The 21,415-nt window shown below is 40.2% G+C and carries 20 protein-coding genes and 2 pseudogenes; 17 read left to right on the top strand and 5 right to left on the bottom strand.

Going from position 1 to position 21,415, the window contains the following annotated elements; translation table 11 throughout:
• From prfA to rlmM, 11 genes are all read left to right on the top strand, one after another.
• On the top strand, window positions 1–1,086 hold the full coding sequence (gene prfA / locus CWC30_RS11590; protein ID WP_069439962.1) for a peptide chain release factor 1: 1,086 nt from the start codon (window positions 1–3) through the stop codon (window positions 1,084–1,086).
• Between the two features lie 2 nt (window positions 1,087–1,088).
• Window positions 1,089–1,928, top strand: coding sequence for a peptide chain release factor N(5)-glutamine methyltransferase (gene prmC / locus CWC30_RS11585; RefSeq protein ID WP_036982072.1), 840 nt, complete (start codon window positions 1,089–1,091; stop codon window positions 1,926–1,928).
• Between the two features lie 55 nt (window positions 1,929–1,983).
• A complete protein-coding gene (locus CWC30_RS11580) occupies window positions 1,984–3,537 on the top strand; it encodes a DUF3369 domain-containing protein (RefSeq protein ID WP_138627163.1) in 1,554 nt (517 codons plus the stop codon).
• An 18-nt stretch (window positions 3,538–3,555) separates the two neighbouring features.
• Entirely contained in the window at window positions 3,556–3,930 is a 375-nt protein-coding gene (locus CWC30_RS11575; RefSeq protein ID WP_069439964.1) for a SirB2 family protein, read from the top strand.
• Between the two features lie 131 nt (window positions 3,931–4,061).
• Window positions 4,062–4,889, top strand: a complete 828-nt coding sequence (locus CWC30_RS11570; RefSeq protein ID WP_138627160.1) for a tetratricopeptide repeat protein — start codon at window positions 4,062–4,064, stop codon at window positions 4,887–4,889.
• Window positions 4,890–4,910: 21 nt separating this feature from the next.
• Window positions 4,911–6,164: a DUF819 family protein gene (locus tag CWC30_RS18460; protein ID WP_036982079.1), complete on the top strand. Its 1,254-nt coding sequence runs from the start codon at window positions 4,911–4,913 to the stop codon at window positions 6,162–6,164.
• A gap of 9 nt (window positions 6,165–6,173) precedes the next feature.
• Window positions 6,174–7,028 (top strand): 3-deoxy-8-phosphooctulonate synthase, encoded by an 855-nt coding sequence (gene kdsA / locus CWC30_RS18455; RefSeq protein WP_036982082.1) that lies wholly within the window; start codon window positions 6,174–6,176, stop codon window positions 7,026–7,028.
• Window positions 7,029–7,149: 121 nt separating this feature from the next.
• Window positions 7,150–8,046, top strand: coding sequence for a transcriptional regulator GcvA (locus CWC30_RS11560; RefSeq protein WP_013465321.1), 897 nt, complete (start codon window positions 7,150–7,152; stop codon window positions 8,044–8,046).
• Entirely contained in the window at window positions 8,046–8,702 is a 657-nt protein-coding gene (locus CWC30_RS11555) for an alpha/beta family hydrolase (protein ID WP_036982085.1), read from the top strand. Before CWC30_RS11560 ends, CWC30_RS11555 begins: the two co-directional genes overlap by 1 nt.
• Window positions 8,695–9,063: a DUF423 domain-containing protein gene (locus CWC30_RS11550; protein WP_016900429.1), complete on the top strand. Its 369-nt coding sequence runs from the start codon at window positions 8,695–8,697 to the stop codon at window positions 9,061–9,063. Before CWC30_RS11555 ends, CWC30_RS11550 begins: the two co-directional genes overlap by 8 nt.
• 17 nt (window positions 9,064–9,080) lie before the next feature.
• A complete protein-coding gene (gene rlmM, locus CWC30_RS11545; protein WP_138627159.1) occupies window positions 9,081–10,166 on the top strand; it encodes a 23S rRNA (cytidine(2498)-2'-O)-methyltransferase RlmM in 1,086 nt (361 codons plus the stop codon).
• A gap of 47 nt (window positions 10,167–10,213) precedes the next feature.
• Here rlmM and cysZ read toward each other — a convergent pair whose 3' ends face one another.
• Window positions 10,214–10,924: a sulfate transporter CysZ gene (cysZ, locus tag CWC30_RS11540; protein WP_282447419.1), complete on the bottom strand. Its 711-nt coding sequence runs from the start codon at window positions 10,922–10,924 to the stop codon at window positions 10,214–10,216.
• Window positions 10,925–11,247: 323 nt separating this feature from the next.
• On the opposite strand from cysZ, the pseudogene CWC30_RS11535 reads away from it, so the two are divergent.
• The 5 genes and pseudogenes from CWC30_RS11535 to speB all read left to right on the top strand — a co-directional run bounded on the left by CWC30_RS11535 (window position 11,248) and on the right by speB (window position 18,912).
• Window positions 11,248–13,316, top strand: a pseudogene (locus tag CWC30_RS11535) (putative bifunctional diguanylate cyclase/phosphodiesterase).
• A 407-nt stretch (window positions 13,317–13,723) separates the two neighbouring features.
• Window positions 13,724–15,283, top strand: coding sequence for a BCCT family transporter (locus CWC30_RS11530; protein WP_138627158.1), 1,560 nt, complete (start codon window positions 13,724–13,726; stop codon window positions 15,281–15,283).
• Window positions 15,284–15,468: 185 nt separating this feature from the next.
• Complete coding sequence (locus tag CWC30_RS11525) at window positions 15,469–15,927, top strand: GNAT family N-acetyltransferase (protein ID WP_008467955.1); 459 nt, start codon at window positions 15,469–15,471, stop codon at window positions 15,925–15,927.
• A gap of 144 nt (window positions 15,928–16,071) precedes the next feature.
• Window positions 16,072–17,985, top strand: coding sequence for a biosynthetic arginine decarboxylase (gene speA, locus CWC30_RS11520; protein WP_138627157.1), 1,914 nt, complete (start codon window positions 16,072–16,074; stop codon window positions 17,983–17,985).
• Window positions 17,986–17,988: 3 nt separating this feature from the next.
• Window positions 17,989–18,912 (top strand): agmatinase, encoded by a 924-nt coding sequence (gene speB, locus CWC30_RS11515; protein WP_138627156.1) that lies wholly within the window; start codon window positions 17,989–17,991, stop codon window positions 18,910–18,912.
• 64 nt (window positions 18,913–18,976) lie between these two features.
• Here speB and CWC30_RS11510 read toward each other — a convergent pair whose 3' ends face one another.
• The 4 genes and pseudogenes from CWC30_RS11510 to CWC30_RS11500 form a co-directional block, all read right to left on the bottom strand.
• Complete coding sequence (locus CWC30_RS11510; RefSeq protein ID WP_138627155.1) at window positions 18,977–19,267, bottom strand: hypothetical protein; 291 nt, start codon at window positions 19,265–19,267, stop codon at window positions 18,977–18,979.
• On the bottom strand, window positions 19,267–19,518 hold the full coding sequence (locus CWC30_RS19255; protein WP_283956817.1) for a M48 family metalloprotease: 252 nt from the start codon (window positions 19,516–19,518) through the stop codon (window positions 19,267–19,269). The genes CWC30_RS11510 and CWC30_RS19255 overlap by 1 nt, the downstream gene beginning before the upstream one ends.
• A gap of 22 nt (window positions 19,519–19,540) precedes the next feature.
• A complete protein-coding gene (locus tag CWC30_RS19250) occupies window positions 19,541–19,786 on the bottom strand; it encodes a M48 family metalloprotease (RefSeq protein WP_283956816.1) in 246 nt (81 codons plus the stop codon).
• 10 nt (window positions 19,787–19,796) lie between these two features.
• A pseudogene (locus CWC30_RS11500) lies at window positions 19,797–20,237 on the bottom strand (DUF898 family protein); the annotation flags it as partial.
• A 170-nt stretch (window positions 20,238–20,407) separates the two neighbouring features.
• Here CWC30_RS11500 and CWC30_RS11495 point away from each other — a divergent pair.
• Complete coding sequence (locus CWC30_RS11495) at window positions 20,408–21,139, top strand: TrmH family RNA methyltransferase (protein ID WP_138627154.1); 732 nt, start codon at window positions 20,408–20,410, stop codon at window positions 21,137–21,139.
• The last annotated feature ends 276 nt before the right edge of the window (window positions 21,140–21,415 follow it).

Below are 21,415 nucleotides of genomic sequence, written 5' to 3'. Positions count from 1 at the left end.
ATGAAAGAGTCCGTTTATCGTAAATTAGAAACCTTAGTTGAGCGCTACGAAGAAGTTCAAGCGCTACTAAGTGACCCATCGGTCATTAGTGATCAAAACCGCTTCCGTACTCTTTCAAAAGAATACTCTGAGCTTGAAGAAGTGGTGAAAACGTTTTTAGCATACCAGCAAGCACAAGAAGACTTGAGTAGCGCTGAAGAAATGCTAAAAGATTCAGATCCTGAAATGCGTGAAATGGCACAAGAAGAATACAAAGAAGCAAAAGCACAGATTTCGACTTTAGAAGACGACATTCAAGTGCTTATGTTGCCTAAAGATCCGAGAGACAACAACAATGTATTTTTAGAGGTTCGTGCAGGAACAGGGGGCGATGAAGCTGCTATTTTTGCTGGCGACTTATTCAGAATGTACAGCCGTTACGCAGAAACAAAAAAATGGAAAGTAGAGATTGTTACCACCAACGAAGGTGAGCACGGTGGTTACAAAGAAGTAATTGCTAACATCAGCGGTGAAGGTGTTTATGGGCAATTAAAATTTGAATCAGGCGTGCACCGTGTACAGCGCGTCCCAGAAACTGAGTCACAAGGGCGCGTACATACCTCCGCCTGTACTGTTGCTGTAATGGCTGAAGTACCAGAAGCAGAAGCCATCGAAATCAATACGGCCGATATTAAAGTTGATACCTTTAGAGCATCGGGCGCGGGTGGTCAGCACGTTAATAAAACCGACTCTGCCATTCGTATTACCCATTTACCAACCGGTGTTGTGGTTGAGTGTCAAGATGAGCGCTCTCAACATAAAAACCGTGCAAAAGCGATGTCGGTATTGGCGGCGCGTTTGCAACAGGCTGAAGATGAAAAACGTCATGCTGCTGAGGCGTCTGAACGTCGTAATTTAGTGGGCAGTGGCGATCGTTCTGAGCGTATTCGCACATACAACTACCCGCAGGGGCGTATTACCGATCACCGTATTAACTTAACGCTTTATCGTTTAAACGAAGTGGTAGCCGGTGATTTAGGTGCTGTGGTTGAGCCGCTAATGCAAGAGCATCAGGCCGACTTATTAGCAGCGATGGGCGACGATTAATTGTGAACCTCACTGTTGAAAACGCTATTACTACCGGTGCTAATTTATTAGCATCAAGTAGTGATAGCGCAAAGTTAGATGCTCAAGTACTACTGCTTAATATTTTACAAAAGCCACGTAGTTATTTATTTACTTGGCCAGAAAAACAATTAACGGATGAGCAATCACAAGCGTTTGAGCGTGCATGTGAGCGTCGTTTAAACGGCGAGCCTGTTTCGCACATTACAGGATATCGTGAGTTTTGGAGTTTACAGCTTGAAGTAAATCCAACAACGCTCATTCCTCGCCCTGATACAGAAACCTTAGTTGAGCTTGCGCTTTCATGTAATGTACCAAATGACGCCAAAGTGCTCGATTTAGGCACAGGCACTGGAGCAATTGCACTTGCGCTTGGTAGTGAAATGCCTACATGGGATATTATTGCCGTTGATCGTATTGATGATGCGGTAGCACTGGCCAAACGTAATCAAAAACGATTAGCGATAAATAATGTGTGTGTTAAACAAAGCAATTGGTTTAGCGCGTTAAATAATAAAAAATTTGATCTAATTGTAACCAACCCTCCCTATATAGAATATAACGATAAACACTTGCATCAAGGTGATGTGCGCTTTGAGCCTTTGTCTGCATTGGTTGCAGATGATGCTGGATTAGCTGATATTAAACAAATAATTACGCAATCACGTGACTATTTACATTCTAATGGCTATCTTTTAATTGAACACGGATTTGAGCAAAGTGCAGCTGTTCGCCATATATTCAACCAAATGGCGTTTATAAATGTAAGCACAGTGAAAGATCTTGGTAATAACGACCGCGTAACTTTCGGACAATGGCCTTAACTTATTAAAAATAGCCCCGTTGTTTGTTTGCATATGTTTTAAGGAACTCTTTGTGATGGAAGATTTTTTATTTTCAAATGAACAACCACCTGAAGTAGTAAGTGAAGAGCAAGGAACATGGAAAGTTCTAATTGTTGATGATGAACCCGAGGTTCATGCTGTTACGCGTTTAGCGTTGAGTGATTTTAAGTTTCAAGATAGACGCTTGGAGTTTATTAGTGCTTATTCCGGCGCAGAAGCGAAAAAGTTGATTGATGATCATCCTGATGCGGCCATCATCCTACTCGATGTTGTTATGGAAACAGACGATGCGGGTTTGCAAGTAGCAAAATACATTCGTGATACCGTTAAAAATAATTATATTCGCATTATTCTACGAACCGGGCAGCCAGGCCAAGCACCCGAGCGCCAAGTAATCGTAAATTACGATATTAATGACTATAAATCTAAAACTGAACTCACCGCACAAAAATTATTCACCGTTATGATGGCAAGTCTTCGCTCGTATCGCGATATTATTTCGATTGAGCAATCGCGTGAGGGACTAGAAAAAATAATCACTGCTTCGCGCAATATTTTTGCAACCCATTCAATGGATAACTTTATTGAAGGCGTGATGCAGCAGCTTACTTCTTTACTAAACGTTGCTGATGAAGCCATGTATGCCACCACCTTAGTTGCACAAAATCCGTCAGAGGAGATGAATAAAAAACTGATTGTTTGCTCTGGTACCGGTGATTTTGCGAAGCGCGAGGGAGAAGAGCTAGAAACCGTACTACCAGAAAACCAACTGTTAGCGTGCCAAGAGGCCCTTGCTAATAAAGCAATTGTGTATAGAGATGATTATTTGTTTGCTTATTGCAGCAGTAAATTTAACCATAATTCAATGTTATTTGTATCGGGTGTGCCGTCAAAGTTGACGGATACACAACGAAACTTAATTGAAATCTTTTCTCAAAATGTGCAGTTGGCATTTGAAAATGTGCAGTTACACACTGAAGTTGAAGCCACACAACAAGAGCTTGTTTATCGTTTAAGTGAAGCCGTTGAACAGCGCTCGTGCGAAACGGGTAATCATGTAAAACGGGTTGCTTATATTTGTTATGAATTAGCATTAGCCTACGGGTTATCTGAAGAGCAAGCGAATTTAATTCGCTTTGCATCGCCTTTACATGATGTGGGTAAAATAGGTATTCCGGATGCAATTTTAAATAAGCCTGACAAGTTAAACAGCGAAGAGTGGGAAGTTATGAAAACTCATGCTGGAAAAGGCTATGCTATTTTGAAAGATTCACCGCGTAAAATAGTCAGCGCAGGGGCATTAATCGCACAGCAGCACCACGAAAAGTGGGATGGTTCTGGTTACCCTAGTGGATTAAAGGGGGAGCGTATTGATATTTTTGCCAGAATAGTGGCATTGGCTGATGTGTATGATGCACTGCGCCATAAACGTTGTTATAAAGGTGCGTGGACACTTGAAGAAGCGGTTGCGGAGATAAACGCAAATAAAGGAACGCATTTTGATCCTAAACTTGTTGATGTATTTAATGATAAACTTGAAGACCTCGAAGCGGTACTTTTACGCTTTCCTGACAAAACACATAACTAAACAGAAGTAACAATACCTATGGATTATTTAGCATTAAAACACTCACACATGGCCATTGCGCTAGTGAGTATTATTTTATTTTACGTACGTTCTTTTTCTCGTATGGGCAGTGGCAGCCTTGCCAAAAATAAGTTGGTTTTTATTGGTAGCCACAGTATAGACACTTTATTGATTGTTTCAGCCATCGGTTTAATGGCAATGGCTAAAATAAACCCATTAGAGCAGCTTTGGTTATTAGAAAAAATTATTCTAGTTATCGTTTATATTGTTGTGGGTATTATTAGCGCTAAACAAACGACAACCGTTCCAAAAGTTGTATTTTTAGTACTTAACACCGCTGTTATTTCAGCTATTGGTTACTTAGCAACAGCTAAAGCCCCGCTGTTGTTATAATTAACAATGCCTATTTAAGCTTTGCACACCAAAGGTGTAAAGCTTACCTCTTCAATTCATTTCTGATTATTGGTATCTAGCTTTAAAATTAGGTAAACTACGTCCTCGTTTTCTAGAATGTTGTAGTATGAATGACCACCCTCGGGTTTGATGAACACGATGAATCTTATATAGAAGATGCTTACGATGATTTTTTGCCGCCGGCTATATATCGTTGTATCAAAGCGGAAGCTAAATGGGATTCTCAAATAGACTTAACACCAAGTCTTGAAATACTTACTGCGTTTGAGCAGCAAATAGAGTCTATTTGTCAGCAGATGCCGGACGAACACGATCGCCTAGATAAACTACTTGATAGCTTTTATAGTGAGTGGCTATTTAGTGCATCAAGCTTGAAAGTTCCTGAGTATAAGTTAAATAGCATCAGCTATACCTTGTCTATGCGCAGTGGCACACCGACAACCTTAGCTATTTTGTTATGCCACTTTTTACAGCATGCTAAACTCGATGCCAGTGTAAGTATAACTCAAGGCGAAGTGGGCATTCACGTCGCAATGAGTGATGAAGAGGGTTATCTTGTTGACCCTAGCAGTGGCCAACAAAGTTGGTACATCATTCCTGAAAATATTGACGAAGAAAATCCTCAAGAACAAGAGCCTTTAGAGCTTATTTTTGAAGACGAAGTGTATAAATTATTTTTAGCGCAGCAAAAATGGTCTTTCATTAGTGAAAATAAATTTGGTCATGCGTTAACTTGCGTTGATTTATTAATGGAAATATTAGGTGATGATCCCTATGAGCGACGCGACAGAGGTTATTTACTAAATCAGCTTGGCTGCCCTAAAATGGCACGAGATGATTTACAGTTTTTTGTTGATGAATGTCCTGATGATCCTGCTATTGAAATCATTCTACATCAAATTGAAGAACTTGAAGACAATCATAAAACTCACCACTAAGAATAAAAAATAGGAAATGTTATGGCTGATCCCCAAACTGCATTAATTACCAATGATGCCGTTGTACTTGGTTTATTGGCGATTATTTTAGGGTTTATTTTCAAAACCTCAAATAGTCAACGCCCAGGTCTTGTGGCATTTTATAAATATGTACCGGCATTATTGTTGTGTTATTTTTTGCCATCATTGTTAAATACCTTTGGTATTGTTGATGGTTCTCAATCTAACGTGTATTACGTCGCTTCGCGATATTTACTGCCTGCGTGTTTAATTTTGCTTACCATCAGTATTGATTTAAAAGCGATTATTAATTTAGGTCCTAAAGCATTAATTATGTTTTTAACCGGCACCGCAGGTATTGTGATTGGTGGCCCATTAGCTATTTTAATAATGAGTGCTGTTTATCCAGAAGCGGTAGGTGGACATGGCCCTGACGCTGTTTGGCGTGGTATGACAACCATTGCAGGTAGCTGGATTGGTGGCGGTGCAAACCAAGCATCTATGAAAGAAATGTTTGAAGTGGGTGGCGATATTTTCTCAGCCATGGTCACCGTGGATGTGATAGTGGCTAATTTATGGATGGCAGTATTATTATTAATGGCAGCTAATCATAAAGCGATTGACGCTAAAGCCGGTGCAGATACCACCGCGATTGAAGACTTAAAGCAACGTGTTGAAAAATACCATGCAGAGCATGCGCGTATGCCAACGCTAAATGATTACATGATGATTATAGCTATTGCCTTTGGTATTACCGGTTTAGCGCACTTTTGTGCAGATATTTTAGGACCCTTCTTTGCCAATAATTATGCGTGGGCAAAAGAATACAGTTTAAACAGTAAGTTCTTTTGGCTTATTGTTATATCAACGACGATAGGTATTTGCTTATCGTTTACCAAAGTACGCCATATTGAGGCGTTTGGTTCATCGAAAGTGGCGTCAGCCTTTTTGTATATTTTAGTGGCATCGATTGGCCTGCATATGAATGTAATGGCGATTTTTGATTCACCGATGTATTTTGTTATTGGTGCAATTTGGATGTTAACTCACGCAAGTTTAATGCTCATTGTGGCTAAATTAATTAAAGCGCCGTTATTTTATATGGCTGTTGGCTCACAGGCCAATGTAGGTGGCGCAGCGTCTGCCCCTGTTGTGGCCGCTGCGTTTCATCCGTCACTGGCACCGGTCGGCGTATTATTAGCTGTACTAGGCTATGGTGTAGGTACATATATGGCGTATATTTGTGGATTAATGATGCAAGCAGTTGCACCATAAGGAATTAAAATGAACAACCAAGTTATTAATATCAATGAAATAGAACTGGCAAATAATAAACCTTTTGTTTTATTTGGTGGCATGAATGTGCTTGAATCACGAGACTTAGCGATGCGTATTGCCGAGCATTATGTTGAAGTGACCACTAAATTAAATATTCCTTATGTATTCAAAGCATCATTTGATAAAGCCAATCGCTCGTCCATCAATTCTTATCGTGGTCCAGGCATGGAAGAAGGCTTAAAGATATTTGAAGAGATTAAAAATACCTTTAATATTGCGCTTATCACCGATGTGCATGAACCTCATCAGGCAGCACCGGTTGCAGAGGTTGTTGATGTTATTCAGCTACCGGCGTTTTTGGCTCGTCAAACAGACTTGGTGGTTGCAATGGCTAAAACAGGCGCGATTATTAATGTGAAAAAGCCACAGTTTTTAGCCCCACATGAAATGCGTCATATCATTACTAAATTTAATGAAGCCGGAAATAATAATGTAGCCTTGTGTGAACGTGGTTCAAGCTTTGGTTACAACAACCTAGTGGTTGATATGCTGGGCATGGATGATATGAAAACCATGGCTCCCGTTATATTTGACGCCACTCATGCGCTGCAGCGTCCTGGCGGTCGAGCTGACTCAGCCGATGGTCGTCGTGCTCAAGCCGCAGAACTTGCCCGTAGCGGTATGGCACTGGGTATTGCAGGCTTATTTATTGAAGCACACCCCAATCCAAATGAAGCAAAATGTGATGGCCCCTGTGCATTAGCATTGAGCAAGTTAGAAGGGTACTTATCGCAAATGAAAGCGGTTGATGATCTAATCAAAAGCTTTGCTCCCCTTGATACCAGTGCTAGTGATTTATAAAGAAGTGATTAACTCATTAAAAAGCGACTTAGGTCGCTTTTTTTGTGGCTTGAATATACTCTTTCCCAGCATAGGTATATAATTCACCGCATAAGAAAAACTAATTCTAAGCTTGGTTGCCATGTCAAGACGAGTTCCTCCATTAAACGCGCTGAAAGCTTTTGAAGCTGCAGCACGTCATTTAAGCTTTACTAAAGCCGCAGAAGAGTTGTATGTCACGCAAGCTGCGGTGAGTCATCAAATAAAAACGCTTGAAGAGCATTTAGGCTTAAAGCTGTTTTTACGTAAAAATCGCTCGTTATTATTAACCGAAGAAGGCCAAGGTTATTTTTTAGATATTAAAGAAATTTTTACTCAACTAATAGATGCAACTGAAAAGCTACTAGCCCGTGGTGCCAAAGGCTCGTTAACCGTAAGTTTAACCCCCAGTTTTGCGATTCAATGGCTTATTCCTCGATTGAGCTTATTTAACGAATTACACCCAGAAATTGATGTGCGAATTAAAGCTCAAGATCAGGATGAAAACTCGTTAACAGACGATGTTGATATCTCAATTTATTATGGTCGCGGTCATTGGAGTGGGGTGCAAGCCTATAAACTGCACACTGAGTATTTAGTGCCGTTATGTAGCCCATTACTGTTAAATGGCCCCAGAGCGCTTAACCAACCCAGTGATTTAGCAAACCATACCTTGCTACATGACACCACCCGTAAAAACTGGAAAACCTGGATGAAAACCGCCGGCGTACGTAATGTACAAGTTAACCAAGGACCTATATTTAGTCATTCATCTATGGTGTTACAAGCTGCGGTACATGGCCAAGGTGTTGCAATTGGTAACAGCGTACTAGCAAAACCAGATATTGATGCAGGACGTTTAGTGATCCCGTTCAATCACAGTTTAGAGAGTAAGAATGCCTATTACTTAGTGATCCGTGAGTCACAAAATGAGTTAGGCAAAATTGTATCGTTTAAAGACTGGATGTTAAGTTTAGTTGAGCAGGAGCAAGAATATTAATGAGCATCGAATGGGTTAGAAGTAGTCAGCAACCGGCAATCGCACAGTTTATATTTGCTCATGGCGCAGGGGCTGGCAGTGATTCTGAGTTTATGCAAATCATGGCTAAACATCTCAGTGAGCACGGTATTGACGTTGGCTTGTTTGATTTTGAATATATGCAAATTGCTAAACAAACTAACAAACGTCGCCCACCAGATCGAGCGCCTAAACTACTTACTTATTTTGAACATATAGTGACTCAAGCTGATGCAAATTTACCGCTATTTATAGGGGGTAAATCAATGGGCGGGCGCATGGCATCGATGCTTGCCTGTTCGACCTCTCATCCTGTTTTAGGTGTGCTTGCGTTTGGTTATCCGTTTCATCCTCCGGGCAAGCCAGAAAAACTGCGTACAGATCATTTTGCAGACATACCGTGTCCTTTTTTAGTATTACAGGGGGAAAGGGATACCTTTGGCACCCGCGAAGAGCTTGCCACAATGGTCATGCCAAAGCAGCCAAAGTATATATGGTTAACGGATGGTGACCACTCACTAAAACCGCGTAAAAAAAGTGGCGTGACTGAGCAGGAAAACCTGAATGCTGCAGCAATACAGGCAGCAAGCTTTATAAAGAATACGCTTGAAAATTTAAAAGAGGATAAACATGATTAAACTATTTTTATTAGCAGGCAGCTTTTTTTGCATGCTTTCAGTGATACTGGGCGCATTTGCTGCTCATGGTCTGAAAAGTCGTTTATCAGAGTACTCCATTGGTATTTTTAAAACCGCCGCTGAGTATCAAATGGTACATGGGCTGGCGTTAATTGCAGTGGCTATTTTAATTAAGTGGGGTATGCACCTCAGCATGGCGGGTGGCTTTTTTATTGCCGGTACATTGTTATTTAGTGGCAGCTTATACTTATTGGCCTTAACAGGGTTGAAGTGGCTGGGCCCAATTACCCCCTTGGGTGGGCTGTGCTTTATTATTGGTTGGATAGTTATTTTAGTGCAAGTTGCACGATTTAAGTTTTAAAGAGTTTAAGGGTTAATATGTCTAGTGTTGTGATTTACTGTCGTAGTGGTTTTGAAAACGATGCCGCTGCTGAAATAACGTTTCACGCTGCCGAACAAGGATTTGCTGGGTATGTAAAAGCAAAACCAAATACCGGTTATGTTATTTATGAATGTTTTGAAGCGCAGCACAGCGACGAAATAATCAAAAAAATTGATTTTAAAAATATGGTATTTGCACGCCAATGGTTTGCCGGTAACCTAATTGAAAATATGCCCGTAGAAGATAGAGTAGGCGCTATTGTAGATGCTGCAAAAGATTTTACTTTGTGTTCTGAGCTGCGTGTCGAAACACCCGATACCAACGAGGGCAAAGAGTTACTGACTTTTTGTAAAAAAATATCAACTCCGCTTAAAAAAGCCCTTGAGAAACAAAACACCGTATTGCGTGAACCAAAAGCAAATCGCCCAGTAATGCATGTACTGTTTTTAGCTAATAATACTGCGTATGTGGGTTACTCATATAGTTATAACAATTCTCCTTTTTTTATGGGGATCTTACGTTTACGTATGCCAAGCGATGGCCCAAGTCGTTCAACGCTTAAGTTAGATGAAGCGTTTAACGTGTTTATTCCTGAGCAAGAGCGTGAGTCGCGGGTACAAGCTGGGATGCGCAGCGTTGATTTAGGTGCATGCCCAGGTGGCTGGACTTATCAGTTAGTTCGCCGTGGTATGTTTGTTAGCGCGATAGATAACGGCCCAATGAATGAAAGTTTAATGGAAACGGGTCAGGTAAAGCATTTTAGAGAAGATGGTTTTAAATACCGTCCAGAAAAAAGAAACATCACTTGGTTGGTTTGCGATATGGTAGAAAAGCCGACTAAAGTGACTAACTTGATGATTGACTGGGCTGTAAACGCCTATGCAAAAGAGCTTATTTTTAATCTAAAATTACCGATGAAAAAACGCTTTGATAGTGTGTATGAATGTTTAAAAATGATCAGAGAAGAAATGGCGAAGTACGGCATAAGCTATGAACTTCAAGCAAAGCATTTATACCATGATCGTGAAGAAATAACGGTGCACTTAAATGTAACTAAAGTGCCACAGAGCTTATATAGTTAATATATTAGCGAGCATAAAAAAATGGGCCAGGTGGCCCATTTTTTATTTTAACTACGGTATTGTGGTCGGTAATTTTCAACCCATAATCGTGTGGCACCACATACCGCCACAGGCATAACAATTAAATTTATAAATGGGATAGCGGTTAGCAGCATCACGGCAAAGCCAAACCCATAAGATAACCCTTGTTTGCTTTTTAAGTCATTTTTCATTTGTGTAAAGCTAATTTTGTGATTATCAAAAGCATAATCTTTATATTGCACCGCATACATCCAGCAGGTAAAAAGCACCCATAGCACTTGGCCTATCACAGGTAGTACCCACAATAAAATAAAAAAGCCGATAGCGCGTGGGAGGTAGTAGCAAAGCTTAGTCCATTCCCGGCCCAGCATTCGCGGAACATCTTTAACTAAATCAGCTAATCCGTCGTCGTTAATTTTTTGGCCAGTTAAATAAAGCTCTACCTTTTCACTTAGTAAGCCATTGAAAGGTGCGGCGATAAAGTTAGTAATAACGGTAAATAACATACTGTAAGTAAACAGCACCACCAGCACAGCAATTGGCCACATTAACCATTCGAGCCAACTTAGCCATTCTGGGAGCATGGCCGTTACGGCATTAAAGCCATCACTAAGCCAGCCAAATAAAAAGAATAAGGAGCTACCAAATAATAAAATATTAATAAGTAGGGGTATAAGTACAAAGCGTTTTAGCCCTTTTTGACTAATTAACTTAAACCCTGAAAAAAAATATTCCATACCTTGTGTTATTTGCACACTAACCTCATCGATTATTTATGTTTTAGCTATTATAAATAGCTTGATGATTTTAAACAGTACTTTTAAGTAACAAAGTATTTAATAAAGGGTGTTTACAGATGGTATGTAAATAAATGATTTGTTGATAAGTACATTTCAAATCGCCACCTTGTATTGAATGGCAAACGCGCGTGAAATAGACGAAAATAGCATAGATGCTGATTTCAATATTATGTATAGTCAAAAGACTATTATAAATTATTATAAACAGGCCCTAAAATTGAGCGACGCATTTAGCGTTAGTGATTGTTGAGGAATATAATTTGATTGAAATAATGAGAGTCAGAAAGCTGCTTTCTCAGCAACAAAGTATATTATCGAAAATAGCACTCGGTGCGCCACTTGATGAGGTACTGCAGCCTATGAAAAAAAACGCATTATTGCCGCAGATATTACAACATCGCCATTATGGGATGATTATAGAGCAATGGCGTTAAGTTATGGTTTAAGGTCATGTTGGTCTACCCCTATTATTTCAACAAAATCAGACATATTAGGCACTTTTGCAATTTATCATGACAGTGCCAAGTCACCGACACCACAAGATTTAGAGTTAATAGACTTTTTTGTTGATTTCACCAGTATTGCTTTAGAAAAGCACACAGAGTCACTAAGATTAAACGCGTTGCTTTTTGAATTACAGCAAAGTAATGAAAAGTTTAAAGCCTTCGCAAAAGTACTTCCCGATCTAACTCTTATTTTGAGTGAAGAAGGAGAGTATACCAACGTTTACGGCACTACTAATGAAAGTTTATATTTAAGCCAAGAGCATGTGATTAATCGTAATGTCAGAGATATTATGCCTCCTGAAGATGCAAATCCTATTATGGAGGTAATTGCCAAAACGCTGCAAACTAATGAAGTTCAAGTGTTTGAATATCAGCTCAATATAAAAGGTAAGCAACTTACATTTGAAGGGCGAACAGCTCCCCTTGAAAGTTACCAGCCTAATAACCCGTCACTGAGACATGTGGTGTGGATGGCCAGAGATATCTCTAATCGCAAAGCTGCCGAAGAAGAAGTACAACGGTTAGCATTTTTTGATCCGCTTACAAACCTTCCTAATCGCAGAATGCTCAATGATAGGCTCAGTATGTATGTTGAACAAATTAAGCAGTCTGATCACACGGGCGCACTCTTATTTTTAGATTTAGATAATTTTAAACGCATAAATGACTCACTAGGGCATAATGCAGGCGATGAAATACTGGTTGAGTTATCACAACGATTAACAGCTATTTTGAACCCGGCAGATACCCTCGCACGAGTCGGTGGTGATGAATTTATTATTCTTATCGAGCATGTCGGTGATAGCCACATGCAAGCTAATAGTGAATCTGAGTTGATTGCTAAAAAAGTACAAAGTGTCTTTTATGAAAAATTTGAAGTGGGCGATTTAGCGTTTCAGGTCAGTTGTAGTATTGGTATTTGTTTGATTAACACGAGCAATGCCATAACCGCTAATATTTTAAAATTTGCAGATACCGCTATGTATCTCTCTAAAATGAAGGGTGGTAATAGTAGTAGCTTTTACGACCCCGCACTGCAAACCTTACTGGAAAATCAAACTGAGCTTGAAACTGACATTGTTAGGGCTATCGCGTGCGATGAGTTTTGTGCTTATTTTCAGCCACAATTAGCAATTGATGGAACCCTTGTGGGTGCTGAGGCATTAATAAGATGGAATCATCCAACTAAAGGGCTTATCCCCCCTAATGCATTTATTCCAATTGCCGAGCAATTTGGCTTAATTCAAAAGTTACAAAATATTGTATTAAGAGATATTTGTATTTTACTTGAAACACTTCGAGATAATAACTTACTCGATGACAGTTTTAGCGTATCAATTAACATTAGCCAGTGTCAGTTTAATTCTTCCACTTTAAAAGGTGAGCTATTTAAAGCAATTGAAGCGTTTGACGTCTCGCCAACTCGAATTAAATTAGAGATCACTGAATCAATGTTAGCGGGTGACTTGATGGGGACCGTAAAGCAAATGGAAGAATTAAAATCGCATGGATTTGTGTTTTCAATTGATGACTTTGGTACGGGCTACTCGTGTTTAAAACATTTAAGCGTGTTTCCTATTGATGAGTTAAAAATTGATAAAAGCTTTATTGATAAAGTGCTCAATAGCGCATCGGGTCAAAGTATTGTGCAATCTATTATTGGCTTAGGTCATAGCTTAAATATTAACATTGTGGCCGAAGGGGTCGAAAGTGCTGAGCAACTAAGAATATTAAAGTCGATGGGCGTGAATGCAGTGCAAGGTTATTTATTTGCAAAACCATTAACCCACAGCAACTATTTAACATGGCATAAACAGCATTAATAACTCTGTATTTATCACTAACTGAGGCGACAGGTTTAGTTGCCCTAATCGATAAGCCGCGTTGTTTGCGTACCCACTGCGCAGTAACGTTTAATAACGTACCGCGCTTTTGCTAAAGCAAAAATGTATATTTTTTGTTTGTTTGATACCGTGATGTAATTTATTTTTTATTATTGTGTAACTACTACACAAATCATTCCTGAGGCATTGGTTTAGCGTTTTTAACGCGTTAAACTAGTTAGGAATTGGCAATAAGTCTACTTGTTGTGACATTACCTAAACGTGAACATAACAAGTACTTAAAACTCGCTTTTGAGTTGCTTTGTCGTTTGTTGAAACTAGGGTTTAGTGTGATGTCATGGTGTGTCGCTATGTCGGTAACTTTAAAAAACCATTAGGAGCGATAAATGAATACCACTAAAGCAACTTTAAAGTCGGGTGAAACACATTCTTCCCGAGTTAAGTTTCTGGATGGGGTTGATATACCCGTATTTTTAATCAGTGGCGGTATATTAGTTTTATTTGCCGCGCTGGCCCTTTACGACATTAAACTGATGTCGGATTGGATAAACTCTGCCTTTGCCTTCTCAACCAAAATATTTGGCGCCTTTTGGCAAGTTCTGCTGTTATTAACCTTTGTGATAGGTATATTTTTGGCCGTAGGCCGCACCGGTTCAGTGGTGCTCGGCGGTTTAAAAACCCCTGAAATATCTACCTTCAAATGGATCAGTATAATTATGTGCACTTTGCTTGCTGGTGGCGGCGTATTTTGGGCCGCAGCAGAGCCAATGGCACATTTTATTTCTCCGCCACCGCTATTTGGTGGTGAAACTGGCACAAGGGATGCCGCCTATAACGCCCTTGCACAAAGCTTTATGCACTGGGGGTTTTTAGCTTGGGCTATTTTAGGTAGTTTGACCGGCATTGTTTATATGCATCTTCATTACGAAAAAGGCTTACCGCTTAAACCTCGTACTTTGCTTTACCCCGTATTTGGCGATCGCGCAATGAAAGGGGCGCTTGGTACTATTGTTGATGCATGTTGTGTACTCGCTGTGGTTGCTGGCACTGTGGGTCCTATTGGTTTTTTAGGCTTACAAGTGAGTTTTGGCCTAGATAAATTGTTTGCCATTCCTGACACCTACACCACACAAGTAATTATTTTATTTAGTTTAATTGGCATTTACACACTTTCAGCGGTAAGTGGCGTTACCAAAGGTATTCAGCTACTAAGCCGTTTTAATGTGGTATTAGCTGTGGTGCTGATGTTGTTTATATTATTAATGGGGCCCACTGCGTTTATTATTGATAGCTACATTCATTCCTTTGGCTTGTACTTAGATAACTTTATACCTATGGCTACGTTTCGTGCCGATAAACCATGGTTAGACTGGTGGACTGTGTTTTTTTGGGGCTGGTTTTTAGGTTATGGCCCTTTAATGGCGATGTTTGTTGCACGTATATCCCGTGGACGTACTATTCGTGAAATGATTTTACTCATCTCTGTGGTTGCGCCAGTGATCACCTGCTTTTGGTTTACTATTGTGGGTGGCTCAGGCATCTTTTTTGAGTTAAATAACCCCGGCGTTATATCAGAACCTTTTGCTGGGCTTAATTTACCAGCGGCATTGTTAGCCATTACTGAGCAGTTACCCATGGGGTTTATTGTGTCTGTATTATTTTTAGTGCTGACCACCATTTTTGTGGCAACAACCGGTGACTCAATGACGTACTCGGTGTCTATGGTGATGACAGGTACCGATCATCCGCAAACATCAATTCGTGTGTTTTGGGGGATTATGATGGGGGTAATGGCTGCATTACTCATCTCTATAGGCGAGGGCGGAATTTCAGCCTTGCAGTCGTTTATTGTGGTCACTGCGGTGCCAGTTTCGTTTGTGTTACTACCGTCACTGTGGACGGCACCACAAATAGTTAAGAAAATGGCAGACGAACAAGGACTTTAATAATTGATAAAGAGCGCTAATAAGCGCTCTTTTTCTGGGTACATCATATTCTCACCTTGTTATTGAGCTATTTATTATCCTAGCAATAAACTAACCCACTAAAAATAACTTAGCCTAAGTAGGTTGTTCATTCCTATCGATACGGTATAGTTTAAATATATTTAAGCATAACCTTGAGATAAACCATGCAGTTAGTCGACTTAGACCCTTGTGATCAGGATGTGATCAACGTATTTGCAGATATAGATCGACTTATTAGCTCATTATATCCTGTAGCAACTTCACAAGCGCTTACAGTTAATGAGCTTGGTTTACCGGGCGTTTACGCTGTAGGTTTAAAAAATCAAGACGGAATAGTTGCCTGTGGCGCAATAGTAAAGCAATTTGATGGTAGCTGGTATGGCGAAATTAGACGGCTTTACGTAAAACCTAGCTATCGCGGAAAAGGCTTATCGCGGCGTATTATGCAAATTTTATTGCACTATGCAGGCGAAGAAGAAATTCCAATCATAAAACTAGAAACAGGACCAAAGCAAATACAATCAATCCATCTTTATGAGAATTTAGGGTTTGTGCAATGTGCCCCTTTTGGTGAATACACAGAAAACCCGAATAGCTTATTTATGGAGCTTGCGCTCAGCTAATATTGCTTTGTTTGAAGCTTTTATTTATTAATTTCAATCCTAACTCGTTACGAGTAGAAATACTTGTTGGACATGAATCACTATTTTTCTTTTAATGCGCGGCAACTAGCCGGTTTGGCATTCATAAATAAAAGAGAAAGATAAATGAAAGAGACAACATCACTTGAACAAGCTCGTACGAGCTACAACGTTCGTCATTGGAGCCAAGGTTTTTTTGGTATTAATGATCAAGGTGATGTGTATGTTGCGCCCAAGGCTGATGCCCCACAGCAAACCATTGCATTAACAGACATTGCTAAGCAGCTTGAAGACAAAGGTTTAAGCTTGCCAGCACTTGTTCGTTTTCTACAAATTTTACATCATCGCGTGCATAGCTTATGTGGTGCATTTAATACTGCTATAGAAAGCTATGGCTATCCAAAAGACTATTTATTAGTTTACCCAATTAAAGTTAACCAACAACGCGAAGTCGTTGAAGAAATTGTTGCCAGCCAAGCACAAGTAGAAAAAAAACAGCTGGGTTTAGAAGCAGGCAGCAAGCCAGAGTTATTAACCGTATTAGCGTTGGCTGAAAAAACCAGTGCGGTGATTGTGTGTAATGGCTACAAAGATAAAGAATATGTGCGCTTAGCGTTGATTGGCGAAAAGCTGGGCCATAAAGTGTATATCGTACTTGAGAAATTATCTGAGCTGGACATGGTACTTAGCCAAGCTAAAGAATTAAATGTAAAACCACGTATTGGTATTCGTGTGCGTTTAGCCTCGCAAGGCAAAGGTAAATGGCAAGCAAGTGGCGGTGAAAAATCGAAGTTTGGGTTGTCTGCTTCACAAGTGCTGTATGTAGTAAACCGCTTAAAAGAAACAAATCAGCTTGATTTAGTACAGCTTGTGCATTTTCACTTAGGGTCGCAAATGGCCAACATTCGTGATGTGCGCTTAGGTGTAAGCGAGGCTGCGCGTTTTTATTGTGAATTACGTAAGTTGGGTGCACACATAGAGTGTCTTGATGTAGGCGGCGGTTTAGCGGTTGATTACGACGGTACGCGCAGTCAATCACACAACTCAATGAATTACAGTTTAGCTGAATACGCAAATAATATTGTGTACACCATCGGTGATATTTGTAAGCAGTATGAGCAGCCTTTCCCTACCATTATTTCAGAGTCGGGAAGAGCATTAACAGCGCATCACGCGGTACTAATTTCCAATGTAATTGGCACCGAAACGTATACACCGGAAGAAATAGAAGCGCCAGCTGATGATGCGCCGCAGTTACTTAAAAATATGTGGATTTCATGGCAACAATTACATGTGCTTACTGATGACCGTGCATTAATTGAGATTTTTCACGACAGCCAAGGTGATTTAGCTGAAGCGCATAGTCAGTTTGCGATGGGATTATTAGATTTAACTCAGCGTGCATGGGCAGAGCAAATAAACTTACGCGTGTGTTATGAACTTAATAAATTAATGGATAACAAAAACCGTTTTCATCGACCGATTATAGATGATCTGAATGCGCGTTTAGCGGACAAGTTTTTTGTCAATTTCTCATTGTTTCAGTCATTGCCTGACGCGTGGGGAATTGACCAAGTGTTTCCGGTATTGCCATTAAGTGGTTTAACGCAAGCTCCACAAAAACGGGCTGTGTTACTAGATATCACCTGTGACTCCGATGGCGCATTAGAGCATTATGTAGATGGTCAAGGTATTGAAAGTACGTTGCCAGTACCTGAGTTTACAGCAGATAAACCTTATTTAATGGGATTTTTCTTAGTAGGTGCCTATCAAGAAATTTTAGGCGATATGCATAACTTATTTGGTGATACGCACAGTGCTATTGTCAATATGGATGAGCAAGGTGTTGCTAGTATTACAGAAATTAATCATGGTGATACTGTGGCTGATATGATGCGTTATGTACATTTAGATGTTGAAGGTTTTCAGCAGTCATATGCGCAGTTAGTGAGTGCAAAAATTGCACCAGATGAACAGCAAAGCGTCCTCGACGAATTGCAAAGCGGCCTTGACGGCTACACTTATTTAGAAGAGTTATAAGCAATGTCTAGCTTGTTTGGTTGTGTTGACCACTCATTGTACTCAAACGGGATGACGTTTTTACGTCGTCCTATGGTACAAAACATTAATGCGATTGAGGCCGATGTAGTGGTACTGGGTTTACCGTTTGATTTGGCTACTTCAGGGCGCCCTGGTGCCCGCTTGGGGCCTGATGCTATTCGCAGAGCGTCGGTACATTTAGCATGGGAAGATACGAAATATCCGTGGACATTTCCGTTGTTTGAGCGCTTGACCGTGGCGGATGCTGGCGATTTTACCTATCCGGTAGGTGACCCGGAATATTTTACCGCGCAACTAGAAATGGCGGCAGAGCAAATACTTCGCCAAGGTAAAACATTATTAGGCTTGGGCGGCGATCATTTTGTAACCTTACCGCTATTGCGCGCACATGCAAAAATTCATGGCAAAATGGCGTTAGTTCATTTCGATGCACATACCGATACTTACAGTAACGGTTCGCGTTTTGATCACGGTACCATGTTTTATCATGCGCCAATTGAAGGGTTGATTGATGTTAATCACAGTATTCAGCTCGGCATTCGTACCGACTTTGATCAAAGCAAGCATGAGTTTGCAGTGATTGATGCCATGCAAGCCAATGATCTGCATGCAAATGATATTGCAGCTCAGATTATTGAGCGAGTGGGTGATTTACCGGTTTACTTAACCTTTGATATAGATTGTTTAGATCCCGCTTTTGCACCAGGTACGGGCACACCAGTGTGTGGTGGTTTAACTTCTGATAAGGTACTTAAAATCTTACGCGCACTCAAAGGCATTAATATGGTGGGGATGGATGTGGTTGAAGTATCCCCGTCTTATGACCAAAGTGAGCTTACCGCCATTGCTGCAGCAACAATTGCCAGTGAATTGCTACATTTGTGGGCACTTAAGCATAAATATTAATTTGTTTTAATGTAGTTTAAAAAGCGCCAATTTGGCGCTTTTTTTGTATAAAATAAAAGTACGATTAAAACTGCATATCGTGTTTTTTAGCATAAATAAAAAATACAGGAATTTCGATTATGACGTAAGTCAAAAAAGTAAACCAAAACCAATTAACTTCAAATATTAACCAGCTAAATTGCACGCCCGAGTTGTAATAAAGGCTAGATGCAATTAATAGCGTAATGCCTGTTGCAAATAAATCTTGTACCGATACTTTTTTAAAGCTGCTGCCTGCAAAGCGCGGATAAATAAATCCGTAGCCAAGCGTTATCATAGTGATAACTAATAACAATAAACTCAGTTCAGGGGTCATTATGGTTTATATTGCCTCGCATATTCTATTCGTTCTTGAGAACTTGGGTGCGTTGATAAATACTTTAACCAAGTATCATCAAGGGTCGCCTCTTGTGCTTTTAAATTATTTTCCAGTGCTTCAATTGCATCAGCAAAGTCGTGGTTAGAATAGCCTAATTTTAAAAGGTTTGTAATAGCATATTCATCGGCTTCTTGTTCCATATCTCGCGAAAACGCTTGTTGTAAAAAAGATGAACCAGAGCCAAGCACGACTTCTAATATACCTTCTAAGTCACCAAAAATAACTGCAAACTAAGTCACCAAAAATAACTGCAAATACAACGGTGCTCACTGCAGCTTGTGCTGCAAGGCGAATGCTGTGATGGTGCTGAACATGACCAATTTCATGAAGTAAAACAGCACGCAGGGCATCAGAATCATTTTTTAATAGCTCAACAAGTTCGTCAGTTACAACAACCCGACCATTTGGAAGAGCAAACGCATTAGCTGCTGAATTTCTGTTTGCTTTTAGCAGCAAGTTGAGATGGCTCTAAGGCAAAGCGTACATTACGATGGCGAGTCATACGCATATTAAAACGCAGACCTTGGTTGATGATCCACGGCAATAAAAATAAAAAGCCAATAGCAAATAAAAGGCCTATCGTCGGTGGGAGGCTGCTAAGCAGGGTGTAAATTAAAAATACAATGACCGCTAAAATGCGCCCTATTAAAATTTGTATCGGGGTCGCTAGATAGTCAAAGCTAAGGCCGTCGATACGCGTATGACCGTAAAAAAAACGGTAGGTGCGTACTTTTGCTCATGCAGAATAAATTCCTAAAGTAATAATACTTAGCAGTGTATTGACACTCCATATGCCAAAAAATTCGCCGCTTTTGCCGCTAAAATTTACTATACCACTAAAAATGGGAGAGGCCGTGGGTGGTGTAGGGGGATTTGTTTCATTTGAAGTTGGGTGTATTGATTCCATTAAAAAAAGTCCTTGTAATTTTTGTAAACTTACCCTTTTTAGAGAATAAAAACAATCTTTATGATTAGCTAGCTTATTGTAAGTAGGCTAATTTTATTGCTTTTAATGTTTATAGGGCTGCACTTTAAGTCACCTCTGGTATACTGTGCAGATAATTTAACGGGGCTGTCATGATTTCAAAAAACCAACTTAAACTTATTCGCCAGCTTGGCCAAAAAAAGTATCGCAAGCAATTTAATCAATACCTCGTACAAGGCGAAAAAAATGTACTGGAGTTATTAAATAGCCCATTAAAAGTAACCGATGTATTTGCAACGCAAAGTTTTATTGATAATAACCAAAGTGCATACCCTCAAACGCATTTTATTACAGCTGATGAAGAGCAGTTAACAAAGGTAAGTACTTTGGTCAGTAATAATGCGGCTATTGCCATTGTTGATATGCCAAGCACCACATTACCCGATGAAAACAGTTTAATATTAGCCTTAGATGGAGTATCTGATCCGGGTAATTTAGGTACCATCATTCGTGTGGCTGATTGGTACGGTATAAAACACATTGTTGCCAGCACCGACAGTGCCGATCCGTATAATCCAAAAACAATTAGCGCCACTATGGGGTCATTTGTTCGTGTATCGGTAAGCCAAGTTGATTTACCAAGCTATTTAACATCTTTAGATGTGCCTATTTATGGTGCATTTTTAGAGGGTGAGAATGTCCATCATTGCCAGTTTGCTGGAGAAGGGGTGTTATTAATGGGCAGCGAGTCACATGGCATACGCCAGCAGTGTGCCGCGCTTGTGAGTAATAAAATTACTATTCCCGCCTTTGGCGGTGCTGAATCGCTTAACGTGGCAATGGCAACGGGCATTATTTTAGATAACTTTAAACGCCAAGCTTAACCTTTTGCCTAAAAATAGGTTAAATTGTAACAACTTGGGTCTGTTAACCTTTGTGGATTATAATTTGTTCAAACTAGGGGCGGTTTAATCGCGGCGCGAGGTTTGTAACCTAGTGGGCTAAGTCAAAACCGAGTAACAAAGAGTAAATCGCCCCTAGGAAGAACCCTTCGGGCAGCGCCTGTTTGGCATTGATGCTGCGTTATCGCCTATTTATGGGGAATAACCACACCACATAGGCGCTGCCTTGCCTAAATACCCAACAGACTGCTGCAAGTT

The organism is Pseudoalteromonas sp. S4741 (genome assembly GCF_005886135.1).
GTDB lineage: Bacteria > Pseudomonadota > Gammaproteobacteria > Enterobacterales > Alteromonadaceae > Pseudoalteromonas > Pseudoalteromonas tetraodonis.
The sequence above is the reverse complement of the archived record's forward strand: the minus strand, read 5'-3'. Positions and strand labels throughout refer to the sequence as shown.